Raw genomic sequence first — 24,536 nt, forward strand, 5'->3', positions numbered from 1 at the left:
AACCCGTCAGCTAACCCGGTAGGCGAGAGGGAAGGAAAGGACCAGCCTCACCAATGGCGTTCACTCGTGCCACCGGGAAGCACCGCAAGCCGAGCCGCGCCGTTCGCGTCAGCGCGAACGCGGCGGGCATAGCCACCCTCGCCGCCACCGGTGTCGTCGCGGGCCTCGCCGCCCCGGCGATGGCCGCCTCTCCCGACGAGCCCCACCGCCCCACCGAGGACACCGGCCTGACCCAGGCCGTCGTCATCGGCGAGGACACCGCCGGCCGCATCGGCGAGCAGGCCCAGGTCCAGACCAGCGCCGCGGCCGAGAACACCGCCGTCCACGAGGCCGAGACCGCCGCCAAGCAGCAGGCGGCCGACGTCAAGAAGGCCGCGGACGAGGCCAAGCGCAAGGCCGAGGCCGAGCGCAAGGAGCAGGAGCGCGTCGCCCGCGAGCAGGAGCGCAAGCGCCTCAACACCTTCGTCTCGCCGATCGCCGGCTCGTACGTCTCCACGTCCTACAAGGCCTCCAGCGGTCTGTGGTCCTCCGGCAGCCACACCGGCATCGACATGCACGCCGCGACCGGCACCTCGATCCAGGCCGTGGGCGCGGGCACCATCGTCGAGGCCGGCTGGGGCGGCGCCTACGGCAACAACGTCGTCATCAAGCACAACGACGGCACCTACACGCAGTACGGCCACCTGTCGTCCATCGACGTCAGCGTCGGCCAGTCGGTCACCGCCGGCCAGCAGATCGGCCTCTCCGGCGCCACGGGCAACGTCACCGGCCCGCACCTGCACTTCGAGGCCCGCACCGGCGCCACGTACGGCACCGACATGGACCCGGTCGCCTACCTCAGCGAGCACGGCGTCAACCTCTGACGCACCCGCCCGCGCCCCTGCGCGGCACATTCGCCTGACGAAGGCCCCGGCCCACCGGCCGGGGCCTTCGTCGTATCCTCGTGTTGGCCAAAACATATCGATGACTTCACGTGCGCCGTCGGAAATCGCGGACGGCTGCAATAGAGTCGCTGAACAGGCGTCAATCGGCCGCGTTTCGCGGGGGTTATGCGGAGGTTCACCCATGCGGGGCCGTACGTGAACGGTGATGGCACAGCGAATCAGAGCGGCCGTCGCATTTCCGCGCACGCCGTGTGCACGGCGATCCGTGACGACATTGTTTCCGGCACGTTTCCGCCCGGCAGCAGGCTCACCGAAGAAGTCCTCGCGCGCCGCTACGGCGTTTCGCGCGTGCCCGTGCGCGAGGCGCTGCGCACCCTCGCCTCGGAGGGTTTCGTGACCACCCGGCGGCACGCGGGCGCCTGCGTCGCGGAGCCGACCGAGCAGGAGGCCGCCGATCTGCTGGAGGTCCGCGCCCTGCTGGAGCCGCTGGGCGCCGCGCGCGCCGCACAGCGCCGTTCGGAGGCGCATCTGAAGGTGCTGCGCGGTCTGGTCCGGCTCGGCCAGGAGCGCGCCCGTGGCGGGCGTACGGGCGAGCTGGGGCCGCTCGGGGACTGGTTCGACGAGACCCTCGCGCAGGCGTCCGGCAGCCCGAGCCTCGCGGGCCTGCTCACCCAGCTCCGGCTCAAGATCGCGTGGGTGTACGCGGCGGAGCCGCCCGCGCGGCCCGTCGACACCTGGGAGGTGCTCGGCGCCCTCGTGGACGCGGTCGCCCGCGGGGACGCGGAGCGGGCCCGGGCCATCGCCGCGGCCCGTGCGGACCGGTCGCCGGGGGAATTCCGGCTGCGCCGCACCGTGCCGGCGGCCCGCGTGCGGAATGCGGGTCCGGCCGTGCGAACGGTGATCTCCGGCTCTTGACCCGTTCCCGGGAGATCGGGCCTATTTACGTCCCGTGTTACCGCAGGAACCATCTCCGGCCGAACTTCCGCCAAAGGAATGCCCGGCTGTTACCGCTGGAATGCCATGGATTTCACGCGGGCGCACGCGGGGTGTGAATGGGGTGCGCGGGGTGCGGCCGGGAAAACGACAACGGGGCCACGGCGGCCCTCAATCGGCCGCCGCGGCCCCGCCGCGCGCGATTTCCGTCGAATCAGACGGTCTCCGGGAGCTCCTCGAGACCCTCGGCGACCAGCTTCGCCAGGCGGTCCAGGGCGGCCTCGGCGCCCTCGGCGTCGCTGGACAGGACGATCTCCTCGCCACCTTGGGCGCCCAGACCCAGCACGGCCAGCATGGAGCCGGCGTTGACCGGGTTGCCGTCGGCCTTGGCGATCGTCACGGGGACGCCGGCGGCGGTCGCCGCACGGACGAAGATCGACGCGGGACGGGCGTGCAGGCCCTCGGTCCAGCCGACGTTGACGCGGCGCTCAGCCATGGTGTTGCCCTTCAAGTCGTAGGAGTTGTCTAGACCAGTGTCTCACGGTGCCCGGAGTGCTCCGGCGCAGCGCTCCCGATGTCCGTGCCCGGCCTTACGCTGGCCCCATGCAGACGACGCCGGCGCAGTCCGGGCCCGAGTACGCGTACCCCACCCACTGGGAAGCCGACGTCGTGCTGCGCGACGGCGGCACCGCACACCTGCGTCCCATCACCCCCGACGACGCCCAGCGCCTGGTGAGCTTCTACGAGCAGGTCTCGGACGAGTCGAAGTACTACCGCTTCTTCGCCCCCTACCCCCGCCTCTCCGACCGGGACGTGCACCGCTTCACCCATCACGACTACGTCGACCGGGTCGGCCTCGCCGCCACCGTCGGCGGCGAGTTCATCGCCACCGTCCGCTACGACCGCATCGACGGCCGCGGCATGCCGGCCTCCGAGCCCGCCGACGAGGCCGAGGTCGCCTTCCTCGTGCAGGACGCCCACCAGGGCCGCGGCGTCGCCTCCGCCCTCCTGGAGCACATCGCCGCCGTGGCCCGCGAGCGCGCGATCCGGCGCTTCAGCGCCGAGGTGCTGCCCGCCAACAGCAAGATGATCAAGGTGTTCACGGACGCGGGCTACACGCAGAAGCGCAGCTTCGAGGACGGCGTCGTCCGCCTCGAACTGGACCTGGAGCCCACCGACCGCTCCCTCGCCGTCCAGCGGGCCCGCGAGCAGCGCGCCGAGGCCCGCTCGGTCCAGCGGCTGCTCGCCCCCGGCTCCGTGGCCGTCATCGGCACCGGCCGCACGCCGGGCGGCATGGGGCGGGCCGTGCTGAGCAACCTGCTGGCGGGCGGCTTCACGGGGCAGGTCCACGCCGTCAACCACGCCTTCCCCGAGGGCACCACGCGGCTCGACCCCGAGGGCGTGCCGGCCCACCGCTCCGTCCTCGGCATCGACGGGCCCGTCGACCTCGCCGTCGTGGCCGTGCCCGCCGATCAGGTGCCCTCCGTCGTCGCCGAATGCGGCGAGCACGGCGTCCAGGGCCTCGTCGTCCTCTCCGCCGGGTACGGCGAGAGCGGCGCCGACGGGCGCGAGCGCCAGCGCGAGCTCGTGCGCCAGGCCCGCTCCTATGGGATGCGCATCATCGGGCCCAACGCCTTCGGCCTCATCAACACCGCGGGCGGCGTCCGCCTCAACGCCTCCCTGTCGCCCGAGCTGCCCGCCGCCGGCCGCATAGGCCTCTTCAGCCAGTCCGGGGCCATCGGCATCGCCCTGCTTTCCGGGCTCCACCGGCGCGCCGCCGGGCTCGTCGGCATCTCCACCTTCGTCTCCGCCGGCAACCGCGCGGACGTCTCCGGCAACGACTTCCTGCAGTACTGGCACGACGACCCGGACACCGACCTCGTGCTCATGTACCTGGAGTCCATCGGCAACCCCCGCAAGTTCACCCGCCTCGCGCGGCGCACCGCCGCCCGCAAGCCGGTCGTCGTCGTCAAGGGCGCCCGCCACGGCGGGGCCGCGCCCACCGGGCACGCCGTGCCCACCACCCGGATCCCCGACGCCACCGTCTCCGACCTGCTGCGGCAGGCCGGCGTCATCCGCGTCGACACGGTCACCGAGCTCGCCGACACCGGGCTGCTCCTCGCCTCCCAGCCGCTGCCCGCCGGGCCGCGCGTCGCCATCCTCGGCAACTCCGAGTCCCTCGCCCTGCTCACCTACGACGCCTGCCTCACGGACGGCCTGCGCCCCCAGCCCCCGTACGACCTCACCACCGCCGCCCAGCCCGCCGACTTCCGCAGGGCGCTGGCCGGCGTCCTGGCCGACGAGGAGTGCGACGCCGTCGTCGTCACCGCCATCCCCTGGGTGGGGGACGCCTCCGCGGCGGACCTCGCCCGGGCGCTGCGCGAGGCGGTCGCGGCCTCGCCGGCCGCCAAGCCGGTGACCGTGGTGCACCTGGAGATCCCGGGGCTCGCCGAGGCGCTCGCGGAGCCGGCGGGCGAGGGCGCCGGGGGAGCGGAGGGCTCCGCACCGGCCGTGCGGATACCCGCCTACCCCGCCGCCGAGCGGGCCGTCCGGGCGCTCGCCGAGGCCGCGCGGTACGCACGCTGGCGGCGGCACGCGGCCGAGCCGGGCCGCGTGCCCGAGTACGACGACATCGACGAGGCCGGGGCCGCCGCCGACATCGGCGTGCTGCTGGAGGCCCACGGGGCCGGCCTGGCGCCGCCGCCCGAGGGCCCGCGGGCGGTCACCCTCTCCGCCCCCGACACCCAGCGGCTCCTCGCCCGGTACGGGATCGCCGTGCTGCCCGCGCTGCCGGCGCCCGACCCCGACGGCGCGGTGCGCGCCGCGCAGCGGCTCGGCTTCCCCGTCGCCCTCAAGCCCACCGCCCCGCACCTGCGCCACCGCGCCGACCTCGGCGGCGTCCGGCTCGACCTGGGCGGCGAAACGGAACTGCGCCGCGCGTACGCCGAGTTGACCGAGCTCCTCGGCAAGCCCGAGGAGACCCGGCTCGTCGTCCAGTCCATGGCGCCGCGCGGGGTCGACACCGTCGTACGGGCGGCGATCGACCCGGCGGCCGGCGCGGTCCTGTCCTTCGGGCTGGCCGGGGCGCCCTCCCTGCTCCTCGGCGACACGGCCCACCGGCTCGTCCCTGTCACCGACCGCGATGCCGCCGAGCAGATCCGCTCCATCCGCACCGCCCCGCTGCTCTTCGGCTGGCGCGGCACGACGCCCGTCGACACCAGGGCCCTGGAGGAGCTGCTGCTGCGCGTCTCCCGGCTGGTCGACGACCACCCCGAGGTCGTCGGCGCCGACCTGGAGCCGGTGATCGTCGCTCCCCGGGGGGTGCACGTCCTGGGTGCCACCATCCGCCTGGCCCCGGCCCCGGCCCGCACGGACCTGGGCCCGCGCAGCCTGCCGGTGGTCTGACCGGGACGGACCACCGGCCCGCACCCGGCCGGGCCCGGCGTGTGACGCCCGTCCCATCCCGGCGGCCCCGGCCGGGGCCGGCGTGGGCGCATCGGGCGGCTGGGGCCCGTGGGCCCCTTAGGATGGGCTTATGGCGAAGACCGGTACGACGACCCAAGGGCTGCGCGCGGCGATCGAGCGCAGTGGCTACTACCCGGCCCTCGTGGCCGAGGCGGTGGAGGCCGCAGTGGGCGGGGAGCCGGTCGCGTCGTACCTGGTGCACCAGGAGACGACGTTCGACTCCAACGAGGTGCGCCGCCACGTCACCGTCCTCGTCCTCACCGGCACCCGGTTCATCGTCAGCCACACCGACGAGCAGGCCGCCGACGGCACCTCGCCGTCCCCGTACGCCACCACCTCCACGGAATCCGTGAAGCTGGAGCGGATCTCCTCGGTCGTGCTGAGCCGCGTCGTCGCCAACCCGGAGTCGTACACCCCCGGCACCCTGCCCCGCGAGGTCGTGCTGAACATCGGCTGGGGCGCGGTGTCCCGGATCGACCTGGAGCCCGCCGCCTGCGGCGACCCCAACTGCGACGCGGACCACGGCTACACCGGCTCCTCCACGGCCGACGACCTGAGCCTGCGCGTCAGCGAGGCCGGAGACGGCCCGGACACCGTCCGCCAGGCGCTGGCGTTCGCCCAGGCCCTCTCCGAGGCCACCGCAGCCCCTACGGCCGGCGCGGCGACCGCCCGCTGATGTCCTCTTCCATGACGGCGGGCTCCGCCTGGCACGAGCCCGTCCCGCTCGACCCCCGCACGGCCCCGCTGCCCCGCTACGGCACGGGCTCGCTGGCCGACCTGCTGCCCGCGGTCGCCGCCGGCATGGAGGTCCCCGGATTCTCCACGGGCCTGGAGCTCGCCCCCGCCGACCGCGTGTGCGTCTTCCTGATCGACGGCCTCGGCTGGGAGCTGCTGCGCGCCCACCCCGCCGAGGCGCCGTTCCTGCACTCGCTGATGGCCGGCTCGAACAACGGCACCGGCTCTCCCCTGACGGCCGGCTTCCCGTCCACCACGGCGACCTCCCTCGCCTCGGTGGGCACCGGTCTGCCGCCGGGCGCCCACGGCCTGCCCGGCTACACCGTCGCCGACCCGGCCACGGGGCAGCTGATGAACCAGCTGCGCTGGCGGCCCTGGACCGACCCGCACGTCTGGCAGCCGTACCCGACCGTCTTCCAGCTCGCGGACGCGGCCGGGGTGCACACCTGCCAGGTCTCCGCCCCGGACTTCCAGCACACCCCGCTGACGAAGATCGCGCTGAGCGGCGGCACCTTCCACGGCCGGCTCTCCGGCGAGGACCGGATGGACCTCGCCGCCGACCGCCTCGGTGCCGCGGACCGCTCGCTCGTCTACACGTACTACAGCGACGTCGACGGCAAGGGGCACCGCTTCGGCGTCGACTCCGACGAGTGGCGCGGCCAGTTGATGTACGTCGACCGCCTCGCCCAGCGCCTCGCGGAGCAGCTGCCGCCCCGCTCGGCGCTGTACGTCACCGCCGACCACGGCATGATCGACATCCCCTTCGACCCCGAGTCGCGCATCGACTTCGACGAGGACTGGGAGCTGCGCGCGGGCGTCGCCCTGCTCGGCGGCGAGGCCCGCGCCCGCCACGTCTACGCCGTGCCCGGCGCCGCCGCCGACGTCCTCGCGGTGTGGCGGGAGGTGCTCGGCGAGCAGATGTGGATCGCGAGCCGCGACGAGGCGATCGAGTCGGGCTGGTTCGGCCGCCCCGGCGACGGCGTGGACGGCCGCGTCCACGGCCGGATCGGCGACGTGGTCGCGGCCGCCCGCGACGACATCGCGATCGTCGCCACCGAGACCGAGCCGAACGAATCCGCGATGGTGGGGCTGCACGGCTCCATGACGCCCGTGGAGCAGCTGGTGCCGCTCCTCGAAGTGCGTGCCTGAACCCGTAGGCCCGCAGCCCCCGTACGACCGCGCGCCCCCCCTCGACGCCCCGACCTATGAAAGGCATTGGCTTCCCCATGCCCGAGCTGGTGTTCTTCTCCGGAACCATGGACTGTGGAAAGAGCACCCTCGCTCTGCAGATCGAGCACAACCGCTCGACCCGCGGCCTGCAAGGGATGATCTACACCCGGAACGACCGCGCCGGCGAGGGCAAGCTCTCCTCCCGGCTCGGCCTGGTCACCGACTCCGTCGAGGCGGGCGAGGGGTTCGACTTCTACGCGCACATCGTCGCCCACCTCTCCGCCGGGGGCCGCGCCGACTACGTCATCGCCGACGAGGCGCAGTTCCTCGAGCCGGATCAGATCGACCAGCTCGCCCGGATCGTGGACGACCTCGAACTCGACGTCTTCGCCTTCGGCATCACCACCGACTTCCGCACCAAGCTCTTCCCCGGCTCCCAGCGCCTGGTCGAACTCGCCGACCGCATAGAGGTGCTGCAGGTCGAGGCGCTGTGCTGGTGCGGTGCGCGGGCCACGCACAACGCCCGTACGGTGGGCGGGCAGATGGTCGTCGAGGGTGCCCAGGTGGTCGTCGGCGACGTCAACCAGCCCGAGACCGTGGTGGGTTACGAGGTGCTGTGCCGGCGCCACCACCGCCGCCGGCTGACGGCCGCCGCGGCGCGCGCCGCCGCGCTCTCTCCCGACGTGCTGCCCGTCGACCCGGCCCCCGTCAACGGGACGTCCGCAGAAGGGTGAAGACCGCCCCCTCCGGGTCGGTGACCGTGGCCACCCGGCCGGCCGGCGCCTCGTGCGGCGGCCGCAGCACCTGCCCGCCCAGCTCCACCACCCGCAGGGCGGCGGCATCGGTGTCCGCGACCTCGAAGTACGTCATCCAGTGCGGGCCCTGCTCGCGCGGCAGCGCCGCGCCGACGCCCCGGATCGCGGCGACCGGACGGCCGTCGAGCTGCAGCGTGAGGTAGTCCGCGGGGTCGGGGTCCGCCGGGAGATCCGCGGGGGAGTGGGCCGAGCGCGCGGCGTCGGCCGGCTTGACGTCGTAGCCGAACAGGGCCCGGTAGAAGCCGGCGACCGCCGACGCCCGTCGTGTCACCAGCTCGTGCCAGGCGGGCGTGCCGGGCACGCCCGTCAGCTGGGCACCGGTCAGCTTCTGGCCCTGCCACACGCCGAAGGGCGCCCCGGCCGGGTCGCAGGCGAGCACCAGCCGCCCCGCGTCCTCCGCGGACAGCGGGCCCACCCCCACCGTGCCGCCGGAGCAGCGGATCCACTCCGCGGCCTCGTCGGCGTCGTCGCTGGCGAGGTAGGTGGTCCAGGCGGTCGGCAGCCGGCGGCCGGGCGCGAGCTCCCCGAGGCCGGCCACGTCGCGGCCGTCGACCGTGGCGCGCACGTAGGGGCCCAGCTGGCGCGGCCCGGGGCTGTAGAAGGCCCAGCCGAACAGACCGCCGTAGAAGTCCTGGATCGCCTCCAGGTCGTGCGCCAGGAGACTCGTCCAGCACGGGCTGCCCGGCGTCTGCCGGGCCTCCCCCGCTCCTGGCCGTGGGGAGCCCCAAACCTCGGTCATGTCACTCTCTCCTCGGACCATCGTTGTGGCCGCGCGACCCGCGCCGGGCCGCGGCGCGCGGGGGTGGTACGGGACGGGGCACGACCAGATGGTTGCACCACCTGCCGTCACGCGCCCCCCGGCCGCGCCGGGATTCCCGGGTTCCCGCAGGAGAATGCCCGGAATCGCGGGGCAGTACCGTTCCGGCGCCCGAGCGCGCTCCGGCGGACGGCGGCGCCCAGTATCGATCAGTTGTGCGCCACCTCGCCAGAGGCCCGTTCAACGCACGCCGGACTACGTCAGGATGGGGGCCATGAATGCCATCATCTCCGCAGTCGAACTCATGGACGCGTCGGCCGGCGGGCAGCCGCCCGTCCTGCTGGACGTCCGCTATCAGCTCGGCGGCCCGCCCGGCCGGCCGGAGTACGAGGCGGGGCACATCCCCGGCGCGGTCTACGTGGACCTCGAGAGCGAGCTCGCCGGGCCCGCGGGGAAGCAGGGCAGGCATCCGCTGCCCGGGCCCGACGAGTTCGGCGCGGCGATGCGCAGGGCGGGCGTCGGCTCCGGCGGGGACGTCGTCGTCTACGACGGGGGCCAGGGCTGGGCGGCCGCGCGGGCCTGGTGGATGCTGCGGTGGGCCGGGCATCCCTCCGTGCGGGTCCTGGACGGGGGTCTGGCGGCCTGGCGGGCGCAGGGCGGGGAGGTCACGGCCGGGCGGACGCCCGCGCGCGAGGGCGACTTCGTGCCGGCGCCGGGGGCGCTGCCGCTGCTCGACGCGGACGGTGCGGCGGCGCTGGCCCGCCGCGGGCTCCTGCTGGACGCCCGGACGGGGGAGCGCTACCGGGGCGAGACCGAGCCGATCGACGCGGTGGCCGGGCACATCCCGGGCGCGGTCTCGGCGCCGACGACGGAGAACGTGGCTGCGGACGGGCGGCTGCGGCCCGCGGCCGAACTGGCCGCCCGCTTCGGCGCCCTGGGCGCGGTGGACGGCACCGAGGTCGGCGTCTACTGCGGCTCCGGCGTCTCCGCCGCGCACCAGCTCCTCGCGATGGCCGTGGCGGGCATCCCGGCGGCCCTGTACGTGGGTTCGTGGAGCGAGTGGTCCTCGGACCCCTCGCGCCCCGTGGCCACGGGGCCGCAGCCGGGCTGAGATCGCAGACCGGTCTGCGGGGCGGCCCTGCGGGCGGCTCACCGGCCGGCCGGTGGAGCGGGCCGCGGACCGGCCTGCCGGGCGGGTCGCCCCCTGGGGCAGGCAGGCCCGATGGTCTGCAGTCCCGCCCGTCGAGCGGTTCGCTTCCCGCCGCAACGGCGGGAAGCCCTCACGGTGCGGTCCGGTGGTGCCGGGCCGGCCGCATACGGGGCGGAGGGACCGTGCCCGGGGTGGGACGGCACGGCCGTAGAGCACCGTCGTGGACGAGCGCCACGGCGGCGGGCGCAGATGACCGCGTGCTCCCATCGGGCCCGCCCTCCACGGGCAGCCCGGTGGATCGTCCGCCGCCCGGTCGCCGGACCGGGGGCGGCCCGGTGCGCGCTGCCGTCGCCGCCCCCGGCCGGAGCCGGGGGACTGACGGGTGGTCACTGGCGTAGCGGTTACTCCTGTTTCTTGCGGCGGGTGCCGAAGACGATCTCGTCCCAGCTGGGGACCGCCGCCCGGCGGCCGGGCCGGACCCCGTCGGCCTCGGCCTGACGGTCCGTCGTGCCGACCAGCCGGTCGCGGTGGCCGGCCACGGACCGCGGCATGAGGACGTCCGCATACGCGGCGCCCGCGCTCGCGGCCGGCGCCGGGGGCTCGACCGCCTCCGGCTCGTCGGACGGATCGTCACTTGCCGGTGCGGCCGAGGGCGTTTCCGGGACGACCATGTCGCCGCGGAAGCTGGGGACGGCTTCGAGCAGGCTCGTCAGCGAATCCCGCTCCTTGGCGGGCGGTTCCTCGGGCGGCTCGGCGCCCGCCTCGGGCGAGGACGGCGGGCCGGAGGACGCGGCCTGCTGCCGGTCCAGCGACCGGTCGAGGGGCCTGTCCCGCGGCAGACGGGCGATGCGGGGCACGAAGGGGAAGCTCGGCTCGGGCGTGTCGTCGGTCTCGCCGATGAGTGCGCGGGCCTCGTCGTCCATCGCTTGAACGATCCGCCTCGGCGGGTCGTACGACCAGCTCGCCGCGCGGGGCTCACCTGCCGCCCGGTAGACGAGCAGGACCTCCCACGTGCCGTCGTCCCGGCGCCAGGAGTCCCACTGCGCGGTGTCCTTCTCGGCCCCGCGCAGCATGAGCCGCTCGGCCACGGTCTCGCCGAGGAGCGGGCCGGTGTTCTCGCCGGGGCGGCGCACCGCCGTCTTGCGGGCGCGCTCGGCCATGAACGCGCGCTCGGCCAGGACCGGACCCTCGAACCGGCGCACCCGCTCCACGGGGATGCCCGCGAGCTGTGCCACCTCCTCCGCGGAGGCTCCCGCACGTATGCGCGCCTGGATGTCGCGGGGGCGGAGATGGCTCTCCACCTCGATCTCGATCTGCCCCAGACGAGCACGGTCGTTGCGCACGGCGGCGCGCAGCCGTTCGTCGATGGGAAGGGTGTACTCCGTGCTGTCCGCAGCCTTGAGCACCAGCCGTGTGCCGTCGTTGGAGACGGCCACGACACGCAGTTCGGGCATGGGGACCTCCCGGGTGGTGCCTGCCGACGTCACGTGCGTCGCTGCTTCCGCTAGTCGAGTGTGGCCTGCCCGGGTGCAGCCTGCCACAACATTGCCGAGTTGACGGGGGTGAGAGCCGCTGGGGCCCCGCCCGTTGGGTCCAGGCAGCCGGACGGGACACCGGGGCCAGGGCTCGTCACAGTACTCCATTCGGGCCACTGGGGGTGGAATGGCGCGCCATCGAAGTTCACGCGGGAGAAGGGAGTTGATCGTACCTATCGCGCGCGAAGGCGGTTGCGCGGGTGTCGAGGTTCACAGAATCGCCGGAATCGGAACTGTTCGTTACGCTCGAATGTCTCTTCTACCTGCAAGACGGACCCAAGGCTACACAGAGGCAGGAGATGGACGACAAAGGCGAAAGTGAGGCAAAACAGAAGAGCAAGCGTCTGGAGCTGAGCCTCGCGCAGGTCGCCGGCAGCGCCCTCGCGGCGGTCATCGCCGCACTGCTCGCGGGCAAGCTCGGGGTGTACGGCACGGTCATCGGCGCCGGCGTCGTCAGCGTCGTGGCCACGTCGGGCGGCACGATCTTCCAGCACTTGTTCAAGCGGACCGGCGAACAGCTCCGCGAGGCGACCACGCAGGCGGCGAGGCCGCAACTGCGCCAGGTTCCCGTGCAGGACGCGGGCCGGGCCGTCGGCCGCGCCGCGGCCGCGGCACAGGACCCCGCGCGGCGCGCCGCGCAGGACGACGCGACCCGGATGCTGCCGCAGGCCGACGCCACGCAGATGCTCCCGGCGGCCGACGACGAGGCGACGCGGCTGTTGCGCACGACGTCACGGTCGCCGGAGCCCGGAGGCGCATACGCGGGCGCGCATCCTGGTGCGCGCGCCGATGAACACTCCTTTGCGTACACCGACACGTACACCCCGGCCACGACGCACGGCACCCGGACGCGCGGCTGGAAGCGCCCGCTCATCGCCGCCGGCGCGGTCTTCGTCCTCGCGATGGGCACCGTCACCGCGGTCGAGCTGGTGAAGGGGTCGAGTGCGGACGGTGGTAAGGGGACCACGGTCAGCCAGATCTTCGACGGCACGAAGTCGCAGAAGAAGCAGGACCCGGCGCCCGAGCGGTCCCCGGACCAGGAGCGCTCGCACGACGGCGGCGAGGAGCGCGGCACCGGGGGCGACTCCGGCCCCTCGCCCGACCCGGACGCCTCCCGCCAGGGCGGCGACACGGGCAAGCAGTCGCCGGACCCGTCGACGTCGCCGTCCTCCGGGGGCTCGACGCCCAGCACCAAGCCGGACCCCACGCCCAACCCCTCGACCTCCCCGGGCGGCGGCACGGGCGGGGACGACAAGGGCGGCAGCAGCACGAGCGGGCAGGGCGCCTCGGGGGGCGGGACGTCCCCCAAGCCGCCGGCGCAGGGGCAGAACGCGGCGGCCGGGGCGGGTGCGGCGACGCCGGGCGCCGTTTCGTAGACACGCGCCCTGTCCGGCCGGGCCCGGCGCTCCGCCGGGATGTTGTCGGTCGGCTGCGGGCCGTGCGTGGGCGGTCGCGCAGTTCCCCGCGCCCCTTACGGGGCGCGGGTGTGACGACGGGGCGCCGGGCCGCCGGCCTACGCGCCCAGCACGCGCCGCAGGTAGTCGTTGCCGAACACGCGCTGCGGGTCCAGCCGGTCCCGCAGCGCGGTGAAGCCGGCGAACCGCGGATAGACGGCCGCGAGGTGCCCGGCGTCGCGGCTGTGGAGCTTTCCCCAGTGGGGCCGTCCGCCGTGCGCCGTCATGATCTGTTCGGCGGCCCGGAAGTAGGCGCGGTAGGGGGCGCCCCGGTACATGTGCACGGCGAGGTAGGCGGTGTCCCGGGCGTGGGCCGTGGACAGCGGTATGTCGTCGGCCGGAGCCGTGCGGACCTCGACGGGGAAGGCCACGCGCAGCCGCGAGCGCTCGATCGCGGCCCGCAGCTCGCGCAGCGCCGGTATCGCGGCCTCCCGCGGCAGCGCGTACTCCATCTCCAGGAAGCGGACCCGGCGGGGGCTGGTGAAGACGCGGTACGGCACGTCCGTGTAGGTGCGGGCCGAGAGCGCGCGGCCGGCGAGCTGCGCCATGCCGGGGACGGCGGCGGGCACGGCGCGGCCCACGGCGCACAGGGCGCCGAAGAGGCCGTTCGACAGCAGCTCGTCCTCGACCCAGGCGGCGACCCGGCCGGGCGGGTCCGCGGGACCCGCGCTGCGGTTGTTGCGCTTGGTGACGCAGTTGTCGGTGTGCGGGAACCAGTAGAACTCGAAGTGTTCGTTCTCGGCGACCAGCTGCTCGAACTCGCCCGTGACCCGGTCGAGGGGCATCGGCTCCTCGCGCGCCCGGAGCAGGAACTCCGGCTCCACCGCGAAGGTGACCGCGGTGATCACGCCCAGCGCGCCCAGCCCCAGCCGGGCGCCGGCGAAGACCTCCGGGTTCTCGTCCGCGGAGCAGGTCAGCACCGAGCCGTCCGCGGTGACCAGCTCCAGGGCGCGGACCTGGGCCGAGAGCGAGGCCGAGTCGCGGCCCGTGCCGTGGGTGCCGGTGCTGACCGCGCCCGAGACGGTCTGCTCCATGATGTCGCCCATGTTGGCCAGCGACAGGCCGTGCGCGGACAGCGTCGCGTTCAGGTGCCGGAGCGTGGTGCCGGCCCCCACCGTCACCGTGCCCGCCGTGCGGTCGATCGCGCGCAGGCCCCCGAGCCGCTCCGGGCGTATGAGCAGGCCGTCGGTGGCGGCAGCGGCGGTGAAGGAGTGGCCGGTGCCGGCCGCCTTCACCCGCAGGCCGTCCGCCGCGGCCCGTACGACCTCCTCCGCGACCTCGTCCGCGGAGGCGGGGGCCACCGTCCGCACGGGGTGCGCGGTGACGTTGCCCGCCCAGTTGCGCCAGCGGGACGGCCCGGCCGCCCTAGGCGACGATGCCCTTGCTGAGGTCGTCGTTCCGGTCGTCTCCGTCATGTGCGTCAGACCCTCCCCTTGCCTGCGGCACAGGTCCCCCCGGCCGCTGCGGCGCCGGCGTGCGGAGCCGGCGGTACCCCAGGAACGCGACCGCCGCCGCGAGCACCCCCGCCACCCCGGACACCGCGTACCCCGCGGCGGCGCCGTGGACGTCCACCACCCAGCCGGCGGCCGACGACCCCAGTGCCACGCCGACCGCGAGTCCCGTGCTCGTCCAGGTCATGCCCTCGGTCAGCTGCGCGCGCGGTACGTGCTGTTCGACGAGGGCCATCGTCGTCACCATGGTCGGCGCGATCGAGAGCCCCGAGACGAAGAGCGCCACGGCCAGGAACGGCAGGCTCCCGACCAGTTGGAGGGGGATCATACTCACGGCCATCGCGCACACGCCCACGAGCCAGCGGCGGGCCATGTCCCCGCTCAGCCGCAGGAGTCCGAAAACGATCCCCGCGATGCAGGAACCCAGCGCGTACGCCGCGAGCACCACGCTCGCCATGCTCTTGTGGCCCTCGGCCTCGGCGAAGGCGATGGTCACCACGTCGCACGTACCGAAGATCATGCCCGTGGCGACGAAGGTCGCCACCAGCACCTGCAGGCCGGGGGAGCGCAGCGCGTGGCCGCCCCCGCCCTGCCCGCGCGGGTGCGGCTCCGGCTCGGTGGCGCGCTGGGCGGTCAGCCACAGGACGCCGATCGCGAGGAAGCCGGCGGCCAGCAGCGGGCCCGCCGCGGGGAACCAGCTGGTGGACAGCCCGATCGACAGGATCGGGCCGACGATGAAGCACACCTCGTCCAGGACGGACTCGAAGGCGTAGGCCGTGTGCAGCTGCCCGCTGCCCCGGTAGATCGCAGCCCAGCGGGCCCGCACCATCGATCCCACGCTCGGCACGCAGCCGCCGAACGCCGCGAAGACGAACAGCGTCCAGTCCGGCCAGCGCTGCTGCGCGCTCAGCAGCAGCCCCGCGACGGCGGCCAGGGCCACCAGCGTCGCCGGGCGCAGCACCCGCCTCTGCCCGTACTGGTCGACCAGCCGGGATATCTGCGGGCCGAGGACGGCGGCGGAGACGGCCCCGGCCGCGGAGACGGCGCCCGCGAGCCCGTAGCGGCCGGTGATCTGGGAGATCATCGTGACGATGCCGATGCTCAGCATCGACAGCGGCATCCGGCCGAGGAGACCGGCCGCCGAGAAGCCCTTGGTGCCGGGAGCGGCGAAGATCTCGCGGTAGGGACTGGGCAAGACGGCTCCCGAGGGGGTCGTTACGGGGACGGTACGAGGGTGCCGTAAGGGATGTAGCTGGCCGATACAGCTTACGGGTACGTTTGTTCGGCGCACCGTCATTTCCCGGCAGTCCGTGCAGAGTGGCAGGATCGGACGCATGTCGGATCAGCCAGCGCACGCCCCCTACGACGCCCTGCTGTTGCTCTCCTTCGGCGGCCCCGAGGGCCCGGACGACGTCGTTCCCTTCCTGGAGAACGTCACGCGCGGGCGCGGCATCCCCCGCGAGCGCCTCAAGGAGGTCGGGCAGCACTACTTCCTCTTCGGCGGAGTCAGCCCGATCAATGACCAGAATCGTGCGCTGCTCGGCGCCCTGCGCAAGGAGTTCGCCGAGCACGGCCCCGACCTGCCGGTCTACTGGGGCAACCGCAACTGGGCGCCGTACCTGACCGACACCCTGCGCGAGATCGCGGCCGACGGCCGGCGCCGCGTGCTCACCCTCGCCACCAGCGCCTACGCCTCGTACTCCGGCTGCCGGCAGTACCGCGAGAACCTCGCCGACGCGCTCGCGGCCCTGGAGGCCGAGGGCGTCACGCCGCCCCGCGTCGACAAGCTGCGGCACTACTTCAACCACCCCGGCTTCGTCCGCCCCATGGCCGACGCCGTCCTCGCGGCCCTCGCCGAGCTGCCCGAGGACGTCCGCGAGGGCGCGCACCTGGCCTTCACCACCCACTCCATCCCCACCGCCGCCGCGGACGCCTCCGGTCCCGCGGACGGCCACGGCGACGGCGGCGCCTACGTCGCCCAGCACCTCGACGTCGCCCGCACCATCGCGGAGGCGGTGCGCGAGGAGACCGGCACCGAGCACCCCTGGCGGCTCGTCTACCAGTCGCGCAGCGGCGCCCCGCACATCCCCTGGCTCGAGCCCGACATCTGCGACCACCTGGAGGCCGCGCACGGCGACGGCGTGCCCGCCGTCGTCATGGTCCCCATCGGCTTCGTCTCGGACCACATGGAGGTCAAGTACGACCTCGACACCGAGGCCGCCGCCAAGGCCGCAGAGCTCGGCCTGCCGGTCGCCCGCGCCGCGACCGTCGGCGCCGACCCCCGCTTCGCCGCGGCCGTCCGCGAGCTCGTCCTGGAGCGGGCCGCGAGCGAGCGCGGCGAGCGCCCCGAGCGGTGCGCCCTGGGCGCCCTCGGCCCCTCGCACGACCTCTGTCCCGTCGGCTGCTGCCCGGCCCGGGCCCCGCGCCCGGCCGCCGCCGGAGCCGACAGCCCGTACGCGTAAGGAGCACCAGCACCGTGAGCGACACCCTGAAGGCAGAACTCCTGGCCGTGGCCCTCGAGGCCGCCGACCGCGCCGGGGCCCTGCTCCGCGACGGGCGCCCGGCGGACCTCGGCGTCGCCGCGACCAAGACCAGCTCGATCGACGTCGTCACCGAGATGGACATCGCCGCCGAGAAGCTGATCACCGGCTTCCTCGCCGAGCGCCGCCCCGAGGACGGCCTCCTGGGCGAGGAGGGCGCCAGCAGCGAGGGCACCAGCGGCGTGCGGTGGGTCATCGACCCGATCGACGGCACCGTGAACTACCTCTACGGCCTCCCGTCCTGGGCCGTGTCCATAGCGGCCGAGCTCGACGGCGAGGCGGTCGTCGGCGTCGTGGCCGCGCCCATGCGCGGCGAGACCTACCGGGCCGTGCTCGGCGAGGGCGCGTACGAAGGCGAGCGGCGGCTGGCCGTGCGGCCCGCGCCCGGCCTCGACCAGGCCCTGATCGGCACCGGCTTCGGCTACCTCACCACGCGCCGCGCCGCCCAGGCGGAGGTGCTGCGCTCCCTGCTGCCGCAGGTGCGCGACATCCGGCGCGGCGGGTCCGCGGCGATCGACCTGTGCGACGTGGCCTGCGGCCGGCTGGACGGCTACTACGAGCGCGGGCTCAACCCCTGGGACTATGCGGCGGGCGCGCTGATCGCCCGCGAGGCCGGGGCCCTGACCGGCGGACGCCCGGGCGAGCCCGTCTCCCCGGAGCTGACCGTGGCGGCCCCGCCGGTGCTCTTCGAGACGCTGCAGGGGCGTCTGGAGGAGCTGGGGGCCTGGCAGGGCTGAGCCCCGCCGCCCGCCCCCTCCCGGACACGACAGTGCCCCGGCGCCGAGAGGCACCGGGGCACTGCCGTCGGATCCTGCTCAGGCCGAGACCTCGACGCCGTGTTCGGCGGCGAGACGGTGGAGGTCGTCCAAGGCGGACTGCTCCACCTCGGCCGTGTACTCGTCGCCCAGCCTGCGGGCCTGGTCCCGTTCGCTGCGGGTGCTCTCTATGCGCTGCAGAATGCCAGCGGTGAACGCGTCCATGGTGCTGCGCCCCCTCGTCGTGGGTCGATGGCACGGGGGTGTGCCGACGGCGAATCGATCGCGCCCCTGCCCCGGCGCGGGCGGACGGGCCGTGGTGGCGTGCCGCCACTGGGCGTGATCGCGGGTGTGCAGACGTCTTCCCCAACGCCGTCCGCGGGGAAACCTCCCGACCGGAACCAATCCCCCCGCCCGACCGGAAACCGCTCCGGGCCCCGCTCCGGCCGCGATCCGGAACGGCCTGCCGGCAGGTCGGCCCGGGCACCCCTTACAGCCGGTTTACCGACGTTCGAGGCAGGATGGAGACACCCACAGGGGTATCTCCAGCCTGCCCGCCCGGGCCCAAAGGGAAGGATCAACGCCGTGCGCGTACTCGTCGTCGAGGACGAGCAGCTGCTCGCCGATGCCGTCGCCACCGGACTGCGCCGGGAGGCCATGGCGGTCGACGTCGTGTACGACGGTGCCGCCGCCCTGGAGCGCATCGCCGTCAACGACTACGACGTGATCGTCCTCGACCGCGACCTGCCGCTCGTCCACGGCGACGACGTCTGCCGCAAGGTCGTCGAGCTCGGCATCCCCACCCGCGTCCTGATGCTCACCGCCTCCGGCGACGTCAGCGACCGCGTGGAGGGCCTGGAGATCGGCGCCGACGACTACCTCCCCAAGCCCTTCGCCTTCAGCGAGCTCACCGCCCGCGTGCGGGCCCTCGGCCGCCGCACGACCGTGGCCCTGCCGCCCGTCCTGGAGCGCGCCGGCATCAAGCTCGACCCCAACCGCCGCGAGGTCTTCCGCGACGGCCGGGAGGTGCAGCTGGCGCCCAAGGAGTTCGCCGTCCTGGAGGTCCTCATGCGCAGCGAGGGCGCGGTCGTCTCGGCCGAGCAGCTGCTGGAGAAGGCCTGGGACGAGAACACCGACCCCTTCACCAACGTCGTCCGGGTCACCGTCATGACCCTGCGCCGCAAGCTCGGCGAGCCCCCGGTGATCGTCACCGTGCCCGGCTCCGGATACCGGATCTGATCCCCCGATGACCTCCGCCCCCACCCCCACGCCCCCCGCGACCCCTCCCAAGCCCACCTGGGACCCGCGGCAGCCCGTAGTGAGCCCGTTCCCCTGGCTGCGCCCGACGATCCGGATACGGCTGACCCTGCTGTACGGCGGGATGTTCCTGATGGCCGGCGTGCTGCTGCTGACGATCATCTACCTGCTGGCGGCCGACGCCCTCACCCAGGGCAACCAGCTGCCGTTCCGGATCCTCAACGCCAACGTCGAGACCAGCGCCAGCTGCCGGAGCCTGCCCCAGGGCTCCGCGACCAACAGCGACACCTTCATGAACGGCCTGCGGCTGTGCATGGAGCACCAGCGCGCCATGGCCCTCGACGGCCTCCTCAAGCGCTCCCTGCTGGCCCTCCTGGGCCTGGCCGTGATCGCCTTCGCCTTCGGCTACGCCATGGCGGGCCGGGTCCTCTCGCCGCTGGGCAGGATGACGCGTACCGCCCGCCGGGTGGCCGCCACCGACCTCTCCCGCCGGATCGAACTGGACGGGCCGGAGGACGAGTTGAAGGAGCTCTCGGACACCTTCGACGAGATGCTCGACCGGCTGGAGCGGGCCTTCACCGCGCAGCAGCGGTTCGTGGCCAACGCGTCGCACGAGCTGCGCACGCCGCTGGCGATCAACCGCACGCTGCTGGAGGTCACCCTCTCCGACCCCGGTGCGCCCCCGGAGCTCCAGCAGCTCGGCAAGACGCTGCTGGCCACGAACGAGCGCAGCGAGCAGCTGGTGGAGGGCCTGCTGCTGCTCGCGCGCAGCGACAACGAGATCGTCGACCGCAAGCCCGTGGACCTCGCCGAGGTGGCCTCCCGGGCGCTGGACCAGACGCGCTCGGAGGCCCAGGGCAAGGGCGTGGAGCTGCGCGGCACGCGGCAGCCCGCGGTCGTCCAGGGCAACGGCGTGCTGCTGGAGCGGATCGCGCTGAACCTGGTGCAGAACGCCGTGCGGTACAACACCCCGGACGGCTGGGTCGAGGTCACCACCGAGGCGCAGCCGGGCCAGGCGGTGCTGGTGGTGGAGAACACCGGGCCCGTGGTCCCGGCCTACGAGCTGGACAACATCTTCGAGCCGTTCCGCCGGCTCCGCACGGAGCGCACGGGCAGCGACAAGGGCGTCGGCCTGGGGCTGTCGATCGTGCGCTCGGTGGCCCGCGCCCACGGCGGGCGGATCACCGCGGAGCCGCGCGAGGGAGGCGGGTTGATCATGAGAGTGGTCCTGCCCACCTGAAAATTTCTGCGAGAATAGGGCGGCCGTAGGTTCGCTTTGGGCGGAATTTTCACGTTCCGACCCTTGCTGTGAGTGTGTGTAATCGCTCACACAGGCAAACTTCCGGCCATCCACTCTCCGTGATCAGCGGGCGCGCCGGAACGCCGGAAAAATGGGGGTTTCCGCTGGTCCTGATCACGGGAAGTACACGTGATGGCGCATCCGCATGCGGCATTCGGACCGTGTACGGTCCGGTTCGCCATCCAACCCCATCACCTCTTCAGGTGTGCGGTTGGGTGTCGATTGAGTAACAGACCTTGATGTGAGGCAAAATCTCCGCCTCGGGTCGGGCACAAGTCCGGCCTCTCACGCGTTACGTGCGCTGGAGACACCGCAGACACCCAGAGGGGGAGAGCGACATGGCAACGGACTACGACACCCCACGCAAGACCGACGACGACGTCGACTCGGACAGCCTTGAAGAGCTCAAGGCACGCCGGAACGACAAGTCGGCGTCGACCGTCGACGTGGACGACTTCGAGGCCGCGGAGGGCATGGAGCTGCCCGGCGCGGACCTCTCCAACGAGGAGCTGGCCGTCCGGGTCCTGCCCAAGCAGGCCGACGAGTTCACCTGCATGAGCTGCTTCCTCGTGCACCACCGCAGCCAGCTGGCGCGCGAGAAGAACGGCCAGCCGATCTGCCGCGACTGCGACTGAGGAACGGGTCTGCGATGGCAGGCTCGACCCCGTTCCGGAAGCGGCGCTCCCGGCAGCCCGAGCTGACCACCGGGCCGGACCAGGAGGCCGCACGGCAGGGCGACGGCGTCCCTGCCCCTGGCGACACGGTCGGCACCCACGTCGAGCGAGGCCGCACGGCCTCGCTCGCCGCTGCTGTCGGCCGTGGCGCCACCAAGGGCGGCCGGGGAGCGCGGGCGGGCCTCTCCGCCCTCGTCGACCGGCTCATCGCGAACGCCCCGCGCATCCCGGTGCGCGACCTCGCGACGCTGCGGGCCCAGTTCCCGGGCCTCGGCCCGGAGGAGCTCGCCGACAAGCTGGTGACGGGCGCGGTCAACGCCACGTCCACCGTGGGCGCCGGGGTCGGGGCCGCGGCGATGCTGCCGGTGCCGCCCGCGATGCCCGCCGAACTGGCCGCCGAGATCGCCGGCGTGGCCGCGGTGGAGCTCAAGCTGATCGCCGAGCTCCACGAGGTGTACGGCCTGCGGGCCCCCGGCACGCTGCGTCAGCGCTCCCTGGCCTATCTGGCCGCCTGGGCCGACGAGCGCGGGATCGACGTCACGTCCCCCACCACCGTCAACGCGGCCCTGGGGGGTCAGCTCCGGCGCGAGCTGCGCCAGCAGATCCTCAAGCGCACGTTCCGCAATCTGCCCAACATCGCCCCGTTCATGATCGGTGCGACCGTGGGCGCGGTGATGAACCGCCGCGACACCAGAAGGCTCGCGGCCAAGGTCCGCATCGACCTGCGCGCCCGGCAGGTGCCGTGGGACGCGCTCCCGGAGGCCCCTGAAGGCCCCCCGCGGCTGCCCTGAGCCCCGTCGGCCCGCCCGGGCCCCGAGAGGGCCCGTCAGGGCGTCAGTACCGCCCGCCGGGGCGTCCGCGGCGTCAGGACGCCCGTACGGCCGCGAGCGCTTCGGCCAGCCGCTCGGGAGAGCGCGTGGAGAGATAGACGTACGGAGTGGGGTCGGCCGGGTCCGTGATCTCGATCCGGACCGCGGTCGGCACGTAGCCGCGCAGCAGCATGAAGGCGCGGGTGTCCGCCTTGTGCGTGCGCCAGGCGCGGGCCTCCTCGGCGTCCAGCACCTGCGGCGTCCCCAGCGCCTCGACGGGGATGCGGGCGTCGCCCGCCACCAGCGCGCCGCTCACCACGCGGATGCGCACGGACCCGTAGGAGCTGACGGCGACCGCCGCGAGGGCCCCGCCGCCCACCAGCCCGCCGAGCATGGGAACCGTCCCCAGGGGCAGCAGGATCAGCGCCATCGCGACCCCGGCCAGAACCGCGATGAACCACCAGGAACGGGGCGCGGTGAGACGTTCTTCGTAAGCCTGCATGGGCCCAAGCTTGACACGAGCAGGACCGGGCCCGGCCGTCGCGGGTAAGGTCAGCCCCTGTGAGTGGACGAACGACAGCGCTGACGCCGCCGCAGGGGGCCGTGCCCCCGGTGCGGCACCCCGACGCGCCCGCGCCCGGAGAGACCATCGGGTCGCACTACGAGTACTGCTTCGGCTGCGGCCCCGGCGTCCCGCACGGGCTGCACGTCGAGGTGCGGGCCGGCGAGGGCGTGGGCGTCTCCGCGGAGTTCCGGGTCAAGGAGGCGCACCAGGGCGCCCCGGGCCTCGCCCACGGCGGGGTGCTGGCGACGGCGCTGGACGAGACGCTGGGCTCGCTGGGCTGGATGCTGCGGGTGATCGCGGTGACCGGCCGGCTGGAGACCGACTTCCTGCTGCCCGTGCCCGTGGACACCGTGCTCCACCTGCGGGCCGAGGTGAAGGCCGTGCACGGCCGTAAGATCTACGCCGCGGCCACCGGCCGGATCGGCGGGCCCGAGGGCCCGCTCGCACTCCGCGCCGAGGCGGTGTTCGTCGAGGTCAAGGTCGACCACTTCATCGAGAACGGCCGTCCCGCAGAGATCCAGGCCACGCTGGCCAACCCCGACCAGGTGAAGGTCGCGCGAGCTTTCGAGGTGAACCCGTGACGCGTCAACCCTTGGACGTCCTCATCCGCCGTGTGGACCCCGAGGTGCCCCTCCCCTCCTACGGCCACCCCGGCGACGCCGGGTGCGACCTCGTGACCACCGAGGCCGCCGAGCTGGCCCCCGGGGAGCGCATGGTGCTGCCGACGGGAGTGTCCATCGCGCTGCCGGACGGTTACGCCGCCTTCGTGCACCCGCGTTCGGGCCTCGCTGCCCGGTGCGGAGTCTCCATGGTGAATGCCCCGGGGACCATCGATGCCGGGTACCGTGGAGAGATCAAGGTGATTGTGGTCAATCTGGACCCGCGGGAGACCGTTCGGTTCGAGAGGTTCGACCGCATCGCCCAGTTGGTCGTCCAGCAGGTAGAGAAGGTCCGCTTCCACGAGGTGGCGGAGCTTCCGGGCTCGGCACGGGCCGAAGGGGGCTTCGGGTCCACCGGTGGCCACGCTGCCGTGGGGTATGGATTCGCTTCGGTCGCCAGCGACCGGGAAGGACAGTGACGTGTTCGGTCGTCGCCGCAAGCGCAGTGAGGGCGTAGTCGAGGACGAGGGTCATCTCGACGACGTGACCTCCGAGGAGTTGGCTGAGGACTCAGCGTCGGACGCGCAGGACTCCGCGGCCGAGAGCCGCGTCCGGCTGGAGCCGGAGCCCCGCCCCGACGGGCCGTGGGACCTCTCCGAGGTCCGTGACGCCACCGAGGGCCGGGTCGACCTGGGCGGTCTGTTCGTGCCCGGCGTCGAGGGCATGGAGCTGCGCGTGGAGGTCGCGGGTGACGCGATCGTCGCCGCCACCGTGGTGCTGCGCGACAGCGCCGTGCAGCTGCAGGCCTTCGCCGCCCCCAAGCGCGAGGGCATCTGGGTCGAGGTCCGCGAGGAGATCGCCTCCGGCATCACCCAGCAGGGCGGCGTCGTGGACGAGGTCGAGGGACCGCTCGGCTGGGAGCTGCGGGCCCAGGTGCCGGTGGCGCTGCCGGACGGCACGCAGGGCGTGCAGATGGTCCGCTTCATCGGGTGCGACGGGCCGCGCTGGTTCCTGCGCGGTGTGATCTCGGGCCAGGGCGCGGTGCAGCCGCAGACCGCCGGCCTGCTGGAGCAGATCTTCCGGGACACCGTCGTCGTCCGCGGCGAGTCCCCGATGGCCCCGCGCGACCCGATCGTGCTGAAGCTGCCGGAGGACGCCCAGATGGTCGCCGAGGGCCTGCAGCAGCAGGACGACGACCGCTCGCGCTTCGCGGGCGGCGTGGACCGCCTGGAGCGCGGTCCGGAGATCACCGAAGTGCGCTGACGGCAGCCTGCCGAAGACCGGTCCGCCGTCGTCCGACGGCGGCTGGATTACTGCGTTCCGCTGGGCCGCAACCCCGATCGGGGGTTGCGGCCCAGCGGCGTTTTTGCAGGTCAAAAAGGTGCCCGTATGGATTGCGTCAAGGGGGCGCTAATGGCCGTATAGAGCGCGTCAACGGAGCGTGCGAGGGCTCCCGGGGGCGGTTTCCTGTGATGGTCCGTTCATATCCGAACCCTCTCTAGGAGCACACGATGGCCGACGTGGCCTTCGTCGTCACCACGATCGCGGTCTTCGCGCTGGTGGCTCTCGTCGCCAAGGGGGTGACGAAGCTGTGACCGCCGAGAACATCGTCGGCCTGGTCGTGGCCGTCGCCCTGCTGGGCTACCTGATCCTCGCCCTCGTCTTCCCGGAGAGGTTCTGAGTACAGA

General features: G+C 73.7%; 25 protein-coding genes. 18 read left to right on the top strand and 7 right to left on the bottom strand.

What is annotated here, in order from left to right; all coding sequences use genetic code 11:
* Positions 1–53 precede the first annotated feature (53 nt).
* Complete coding sequence (locus AS857_RS06115; RefSeq protein WP_058042132.1) at positions 54–863, top strand: M23 family metallopeptidase; 810 nt, start codon at positions 54–56, stop codon at positions 861–863.
* A gap of 270 nt (positions 864–1,133) precedes the next feature.
* Positions 1,134–1,799: a GntR family transcriptional regulator gene (locus tag AS857_RS06120; RefSeq protein WP_245699627.1), complete on the top strand. Its 666-nt coding sequence runs from the start codon at positions 1,134–1,136 to the stop codon at positions 1,797–1,799.
* Positions 1,800–2,031: 232 nt separating this feature from the next.
* Here the strand turns inward: AS857_RS06120 and AS857_RS06125 are convergent, their stop codons facing one another.
* Positions 2,032–2,313 (bottom strand): HPr family phosphocarrier protein, encoded by a 282-nt coding sequence (locus AS857_RS06125; RefSeq protein WP_058042134.1) that lies wholly within the window; start codon positions 2,311–2,313, stop codon positions 2,032–2,034.
* Positions 2,314–2,420: 107 nt separating this feature from the next.
* On the opposite strand from AS857_RS06125, the gene AS857_RS06130 reads away from it, so the two are divergent.
* The 4 genes from AS857_RS06130 (at position 2,421) to AS857_RS06145 (ending at position 7,921) form a co-directional block, all read left to right on the top strand.
* Positions 2,421–5,222, top strand: coding sequence for a bifunctional acetate--CoA ligase family protein/GNAT family N-acetyltransferase (locus AS857_RS06130; protein ID WP_058042135.1), 2,802 nt, complete (start codon positions 2,421–2,423; stop codon positions 5,220–5,222).
* Between the two features lie 130 nt (positions 5,223–5,352).
* On the top strand, positions 5,353–5,958 hold the full coding sequence (locus AS857_RS06135) for a DUF5998 family protein (protein WP_058042136.1): 606 nt from the start codon (positions 5,353–5,355) through the stop codon (positions 5,956–5,958).
* Positions 5,958–7,166: an alkaline phosphatase family protein gene (locus tag AS857_RS06140; RefSeq protein WP_079110127.1), complete on the top strand. Its 1,209-nt coding sequence runs from the start codon at positions 5,958–5,960 to the stop codon at positions 7,164–7,166. The genes AS857_RS06135 and AS857_RS06140 overlap by 1 nt, the downstream gene beginning before the upstream one ends.
* Positions 7,167–7,243: 77 nt before the next feature.
* A complete protein-coding gene (locus AS857_RS06145) occupies positions 7,244–7,921 on the top strand; it encodes a thymidine kinase (RefSeq protein ID WP_058042138.1) in 678 nt (225 codons plus the stop codon).
* On the opposite strand, the gene AS857_RS06150 is transcribed toward AS857_RS06145, so the two are convergent.
* Positions 7,896–8,741, bottom strand: a complete 846-nt coding sequence (locus tag AS857_RS06150) for a VOC family protein (RefSeq protein WP_058042139.1) — start codon at positions 8,739–8,741, stop codon at positions 7,896–7,898. The genes AS857_RS06145 and AS857_RS06150 overlap by 26 nt on opposite strands.
* A 292-nt stretch (positions 8,742–9,033) precedes the next feature.
* Between AS857_RS06150 and AS857_RS06155 the strand changes: the two genes are divergently transcribed.
* Complete coding sequence (locus AS857_RS06155) at positions 9,034–9,870, top strand: sulfurtransferase (RefSeq protein WP_058042140.1); 837 nt, start codon at positions 9,034–9,036, stop codon at positions 9,868–9,870.
* A gap of 440 nt (positions 9,871–10,310) precedes the next feature.
* Here AS857_RS06155 and sepH read toward each other — a convergent pair whose 3' ends face one another.
* Positions 10,311–11,396 (bottom strand): septation protein SepH, encoded by a 1,086-nt coding sequence (sepH, locus tag AS857_RS06160; protein WP_058042141.1) that lies wholly within the window; start codon positions 11,394–11,396, stop codon positions 10,311–10,313.
* A gap of 347 nt (positions 11,397–11,743) precedes the next feature.
* Here sepH and AS857_RS06165 point away from each other — a divergent pair, with 347 nt between their 5' ends.
* Positions 11,744–12,820: a hypothetical protein gene (locus tag AS857_RS06165; RefSeq protein WP_058042142.1), complete on the top strand. Its 1,077-nt coding sequence runs from the start codon at positions 11,744–11,746 to the stop codon at positions 12,818–12,820.
* Positions 12,821–12,957: 137 nt separating this feature from the next.
* On the opposite strand, the gene AS857_RS06170 is transcribed toward AS857_RS06165, so the two are convergent.
* Both AS857_RS06170 and AS857_RS06175 read right to left on the bottom strand, forming a co-directional pair.
* Positions 12,958–14,313 (bottom strand): D-arabinono-1,4-lactone oxidase, encoded by a 1,356-nt coding sequence (locus AS857_RS06170; protein ID WP_058042143.1) that lies wholly within the window; start codon positions 14,311–14,313, stop codon positions 12,958–12,960.
* A complete protein-coding gene (locus tag AS857_RS06175; protein ID WP_058042144.1) occupies positions 14,264–15,544 on the bottom strand; it encodes an MFS transporter in 1,281 nt (426 codons plus the stop codon). Before AS857_RS06175 ends, AS857_RS06170 begins: the two co-directional genes overlap by 50 nt.
* Positions 15,545–15,683: 139 nt before the next feature.
* On the opposite strand from AS857_RS06175, the gene AS857_RS06180 reads away from it, so the two are divergent.
* Together AS857_RS06180 and AS857_RS06185 are read left to right on the top strand one after the other, a co-directional pair.
* The gene (locus AS857_RS06180) at positions 15,684–16,811 is read left to right on the top strand and encodes a ferrochelatase (RefSeq protein ID WP_058042145.1); all 1,128 of its coding nucleotides are present in this window, start codon (positions 15,684–15,686) and stop codon (positions 16,809–16,811) included.
* Positions 16,812–16,825: 14 nt separating this feature from the next.
* Positions 16,826–17,626, top strand: coding sequence for an inositol monophosphatase family protein (locus AS857_RS06185; RefSeq protein WP_058042146.1), 801 nt, complete (start codon positions 16,826–16,828; stop codon positions 17,624–17,626).
* Between the two features lie 78 nt (positions 17,627–17,704).
* Here AS857_RS06185 and AS857_RS40305 read toward each other — a convergent pair whose 3' ends face one another.
* A complete protein-coding gene (locus tag AS857_RS40305; RefSeq protein ID WP_168091529.1) occupies positions 17,705–17,869 on the bottom strand; it encodes a hypothetical protein in 165 nt (54 codons plus the stop codon).
* A 360-nt stretch (positions 17,870–18,229) separates the two neighbouring features.
* Between AS857_RS40305 and AS857_RS06190 the strand changes: the two genes are divergently transcribed.
* From AS857_RS06190 to AS857_RS06205, 4 genes are all read left to right on the top strand, one after another.
* The gene (locus tag AS857_RS06190; protein ID WP_030368611.1) at positions 18,230–18,883 is read left to right on the top strand and encodes a response regulator transcription factor; all 654 of its coding nucleotides are present in this window, start codon (positions 18,230–18,232) and stop codon (positions 18,881–18,883) included.
* Positions 18,884–18,890: 7 nt separating this feature from the next.
* A complete protein-coding gene (locus tag AS857_RS06195; protein WP_058042147.1) occupies positions 18,891–20,141 on the top strand; it encodes a sensor histidine kinase in 1,251 nt (416 codons plus the stop codon).
* A gap of 398 nt (positions 20,142–20,539) precedes the next feature.
* On the top strand, positions 20,540–20,836 hold the full coding sequence (locus AS857_RS06200; protein WP_030366107.1) for a DUF4193 domain-containing protein: 297 nt from the start codon (positions 20,540–20,542) through the stop codon (positions 20,834–20,836).
* A 14-nt stretch (positions 20,837–20,850) separates the two neighbouring features.
* A complete protein-coding gene (locus AS857_RS06205; protein WP_058042148.1) occupies positions 20,851–21,666 on the top strand; it encodes a hypothetical protein in 816 nt (271 codons plus the stop codon).
* A 73-nt stretch (positions 21,667–21,739) separates the two neighbouring features.
* Here the strand turns inward: AS857_RS06205 and AS857_RS06210 are convergent, their stop codons facing one another.
* Positions 21,740–22,186 carry a DUF3093 domain-containing protein gene (locus tag AS857_RS06210; RefSeq protein WP_058042149.1) on the bottom strand — a complete coding sequence of 149 codons (447 nt, stop codon included), beginning with the start codon at positions 22,184–22,186 and terminating at the stop codon, positions 21,740–21,742.
* A gap of 59 nt (positions 22,187–22,245) precedes the next feature.
* Between AS857_RS06210 and AS857_RS06215 the strand changes: the two genes are divergently transcribed.
* From AS857_RS06215 to kdpF, 4 genes are all read left to right on the top strand, one after another.
* Complete coding sequence (locus AS857_RS06215) at positions 22,246–22,830, top strand: PaaI family thioesterase (RefSeq protein WP_058042150.1); 585 nt, start codon at positions 22,246–22,248, stop codon at positions 22,828–22,830.
* Positions 22,827–23,327 carry a dUTP diphosphatase gene (dut, locus tag AS857_RS06220; RefSeq protein WP_058042151.1) on the top strand — a complete coding sequence of 167 codons (501 nt, stop codon included), beginning with the start codon at positions 22,827–22,829 and terminating at the stop codon, positions 23,325–23,327. The genes AS857_RS06215 and dut overlap by 4 nt, the downstream gene beginning before the upstream one ends.
* Position 23,328: 1 nt before the next feature.
* Positions 23,329–24,111, top strand: coding sequence for a DUF3710 domain-containing protein (locus tag AS857_RS06225; protein ID WP_058042152.1), 783 nt, complete (start codon positions 23,329–23,331; stop codon positions 24,109–24,111).
* 328 nt (positions 24,112–24,439) lie between these two features.
* A complete protein-coding gene (gene kdpF, locus AS857_RS06230; protein WP_043188605.1) occupies positions 24,440–24,529 on the top strand; it encodes a K(+)-transporting ATPase subunit F in 90 nt (29 codons plus the stop codon).
* The last annotated feature ends 7 nt before the right edge of the window (positions 24,530–24,536 follow it).

The sequence above is a fragment of the Streptomyces roseifaciens genome, assembly GCF_001445655.1.
GTDB classification, from domain to species: Bacteria; Actinomycetota; Actinomycetes; order Streptomycetales; family Streptomycetaceae; genus Streptomyces; species Streptomyces aureoversilis.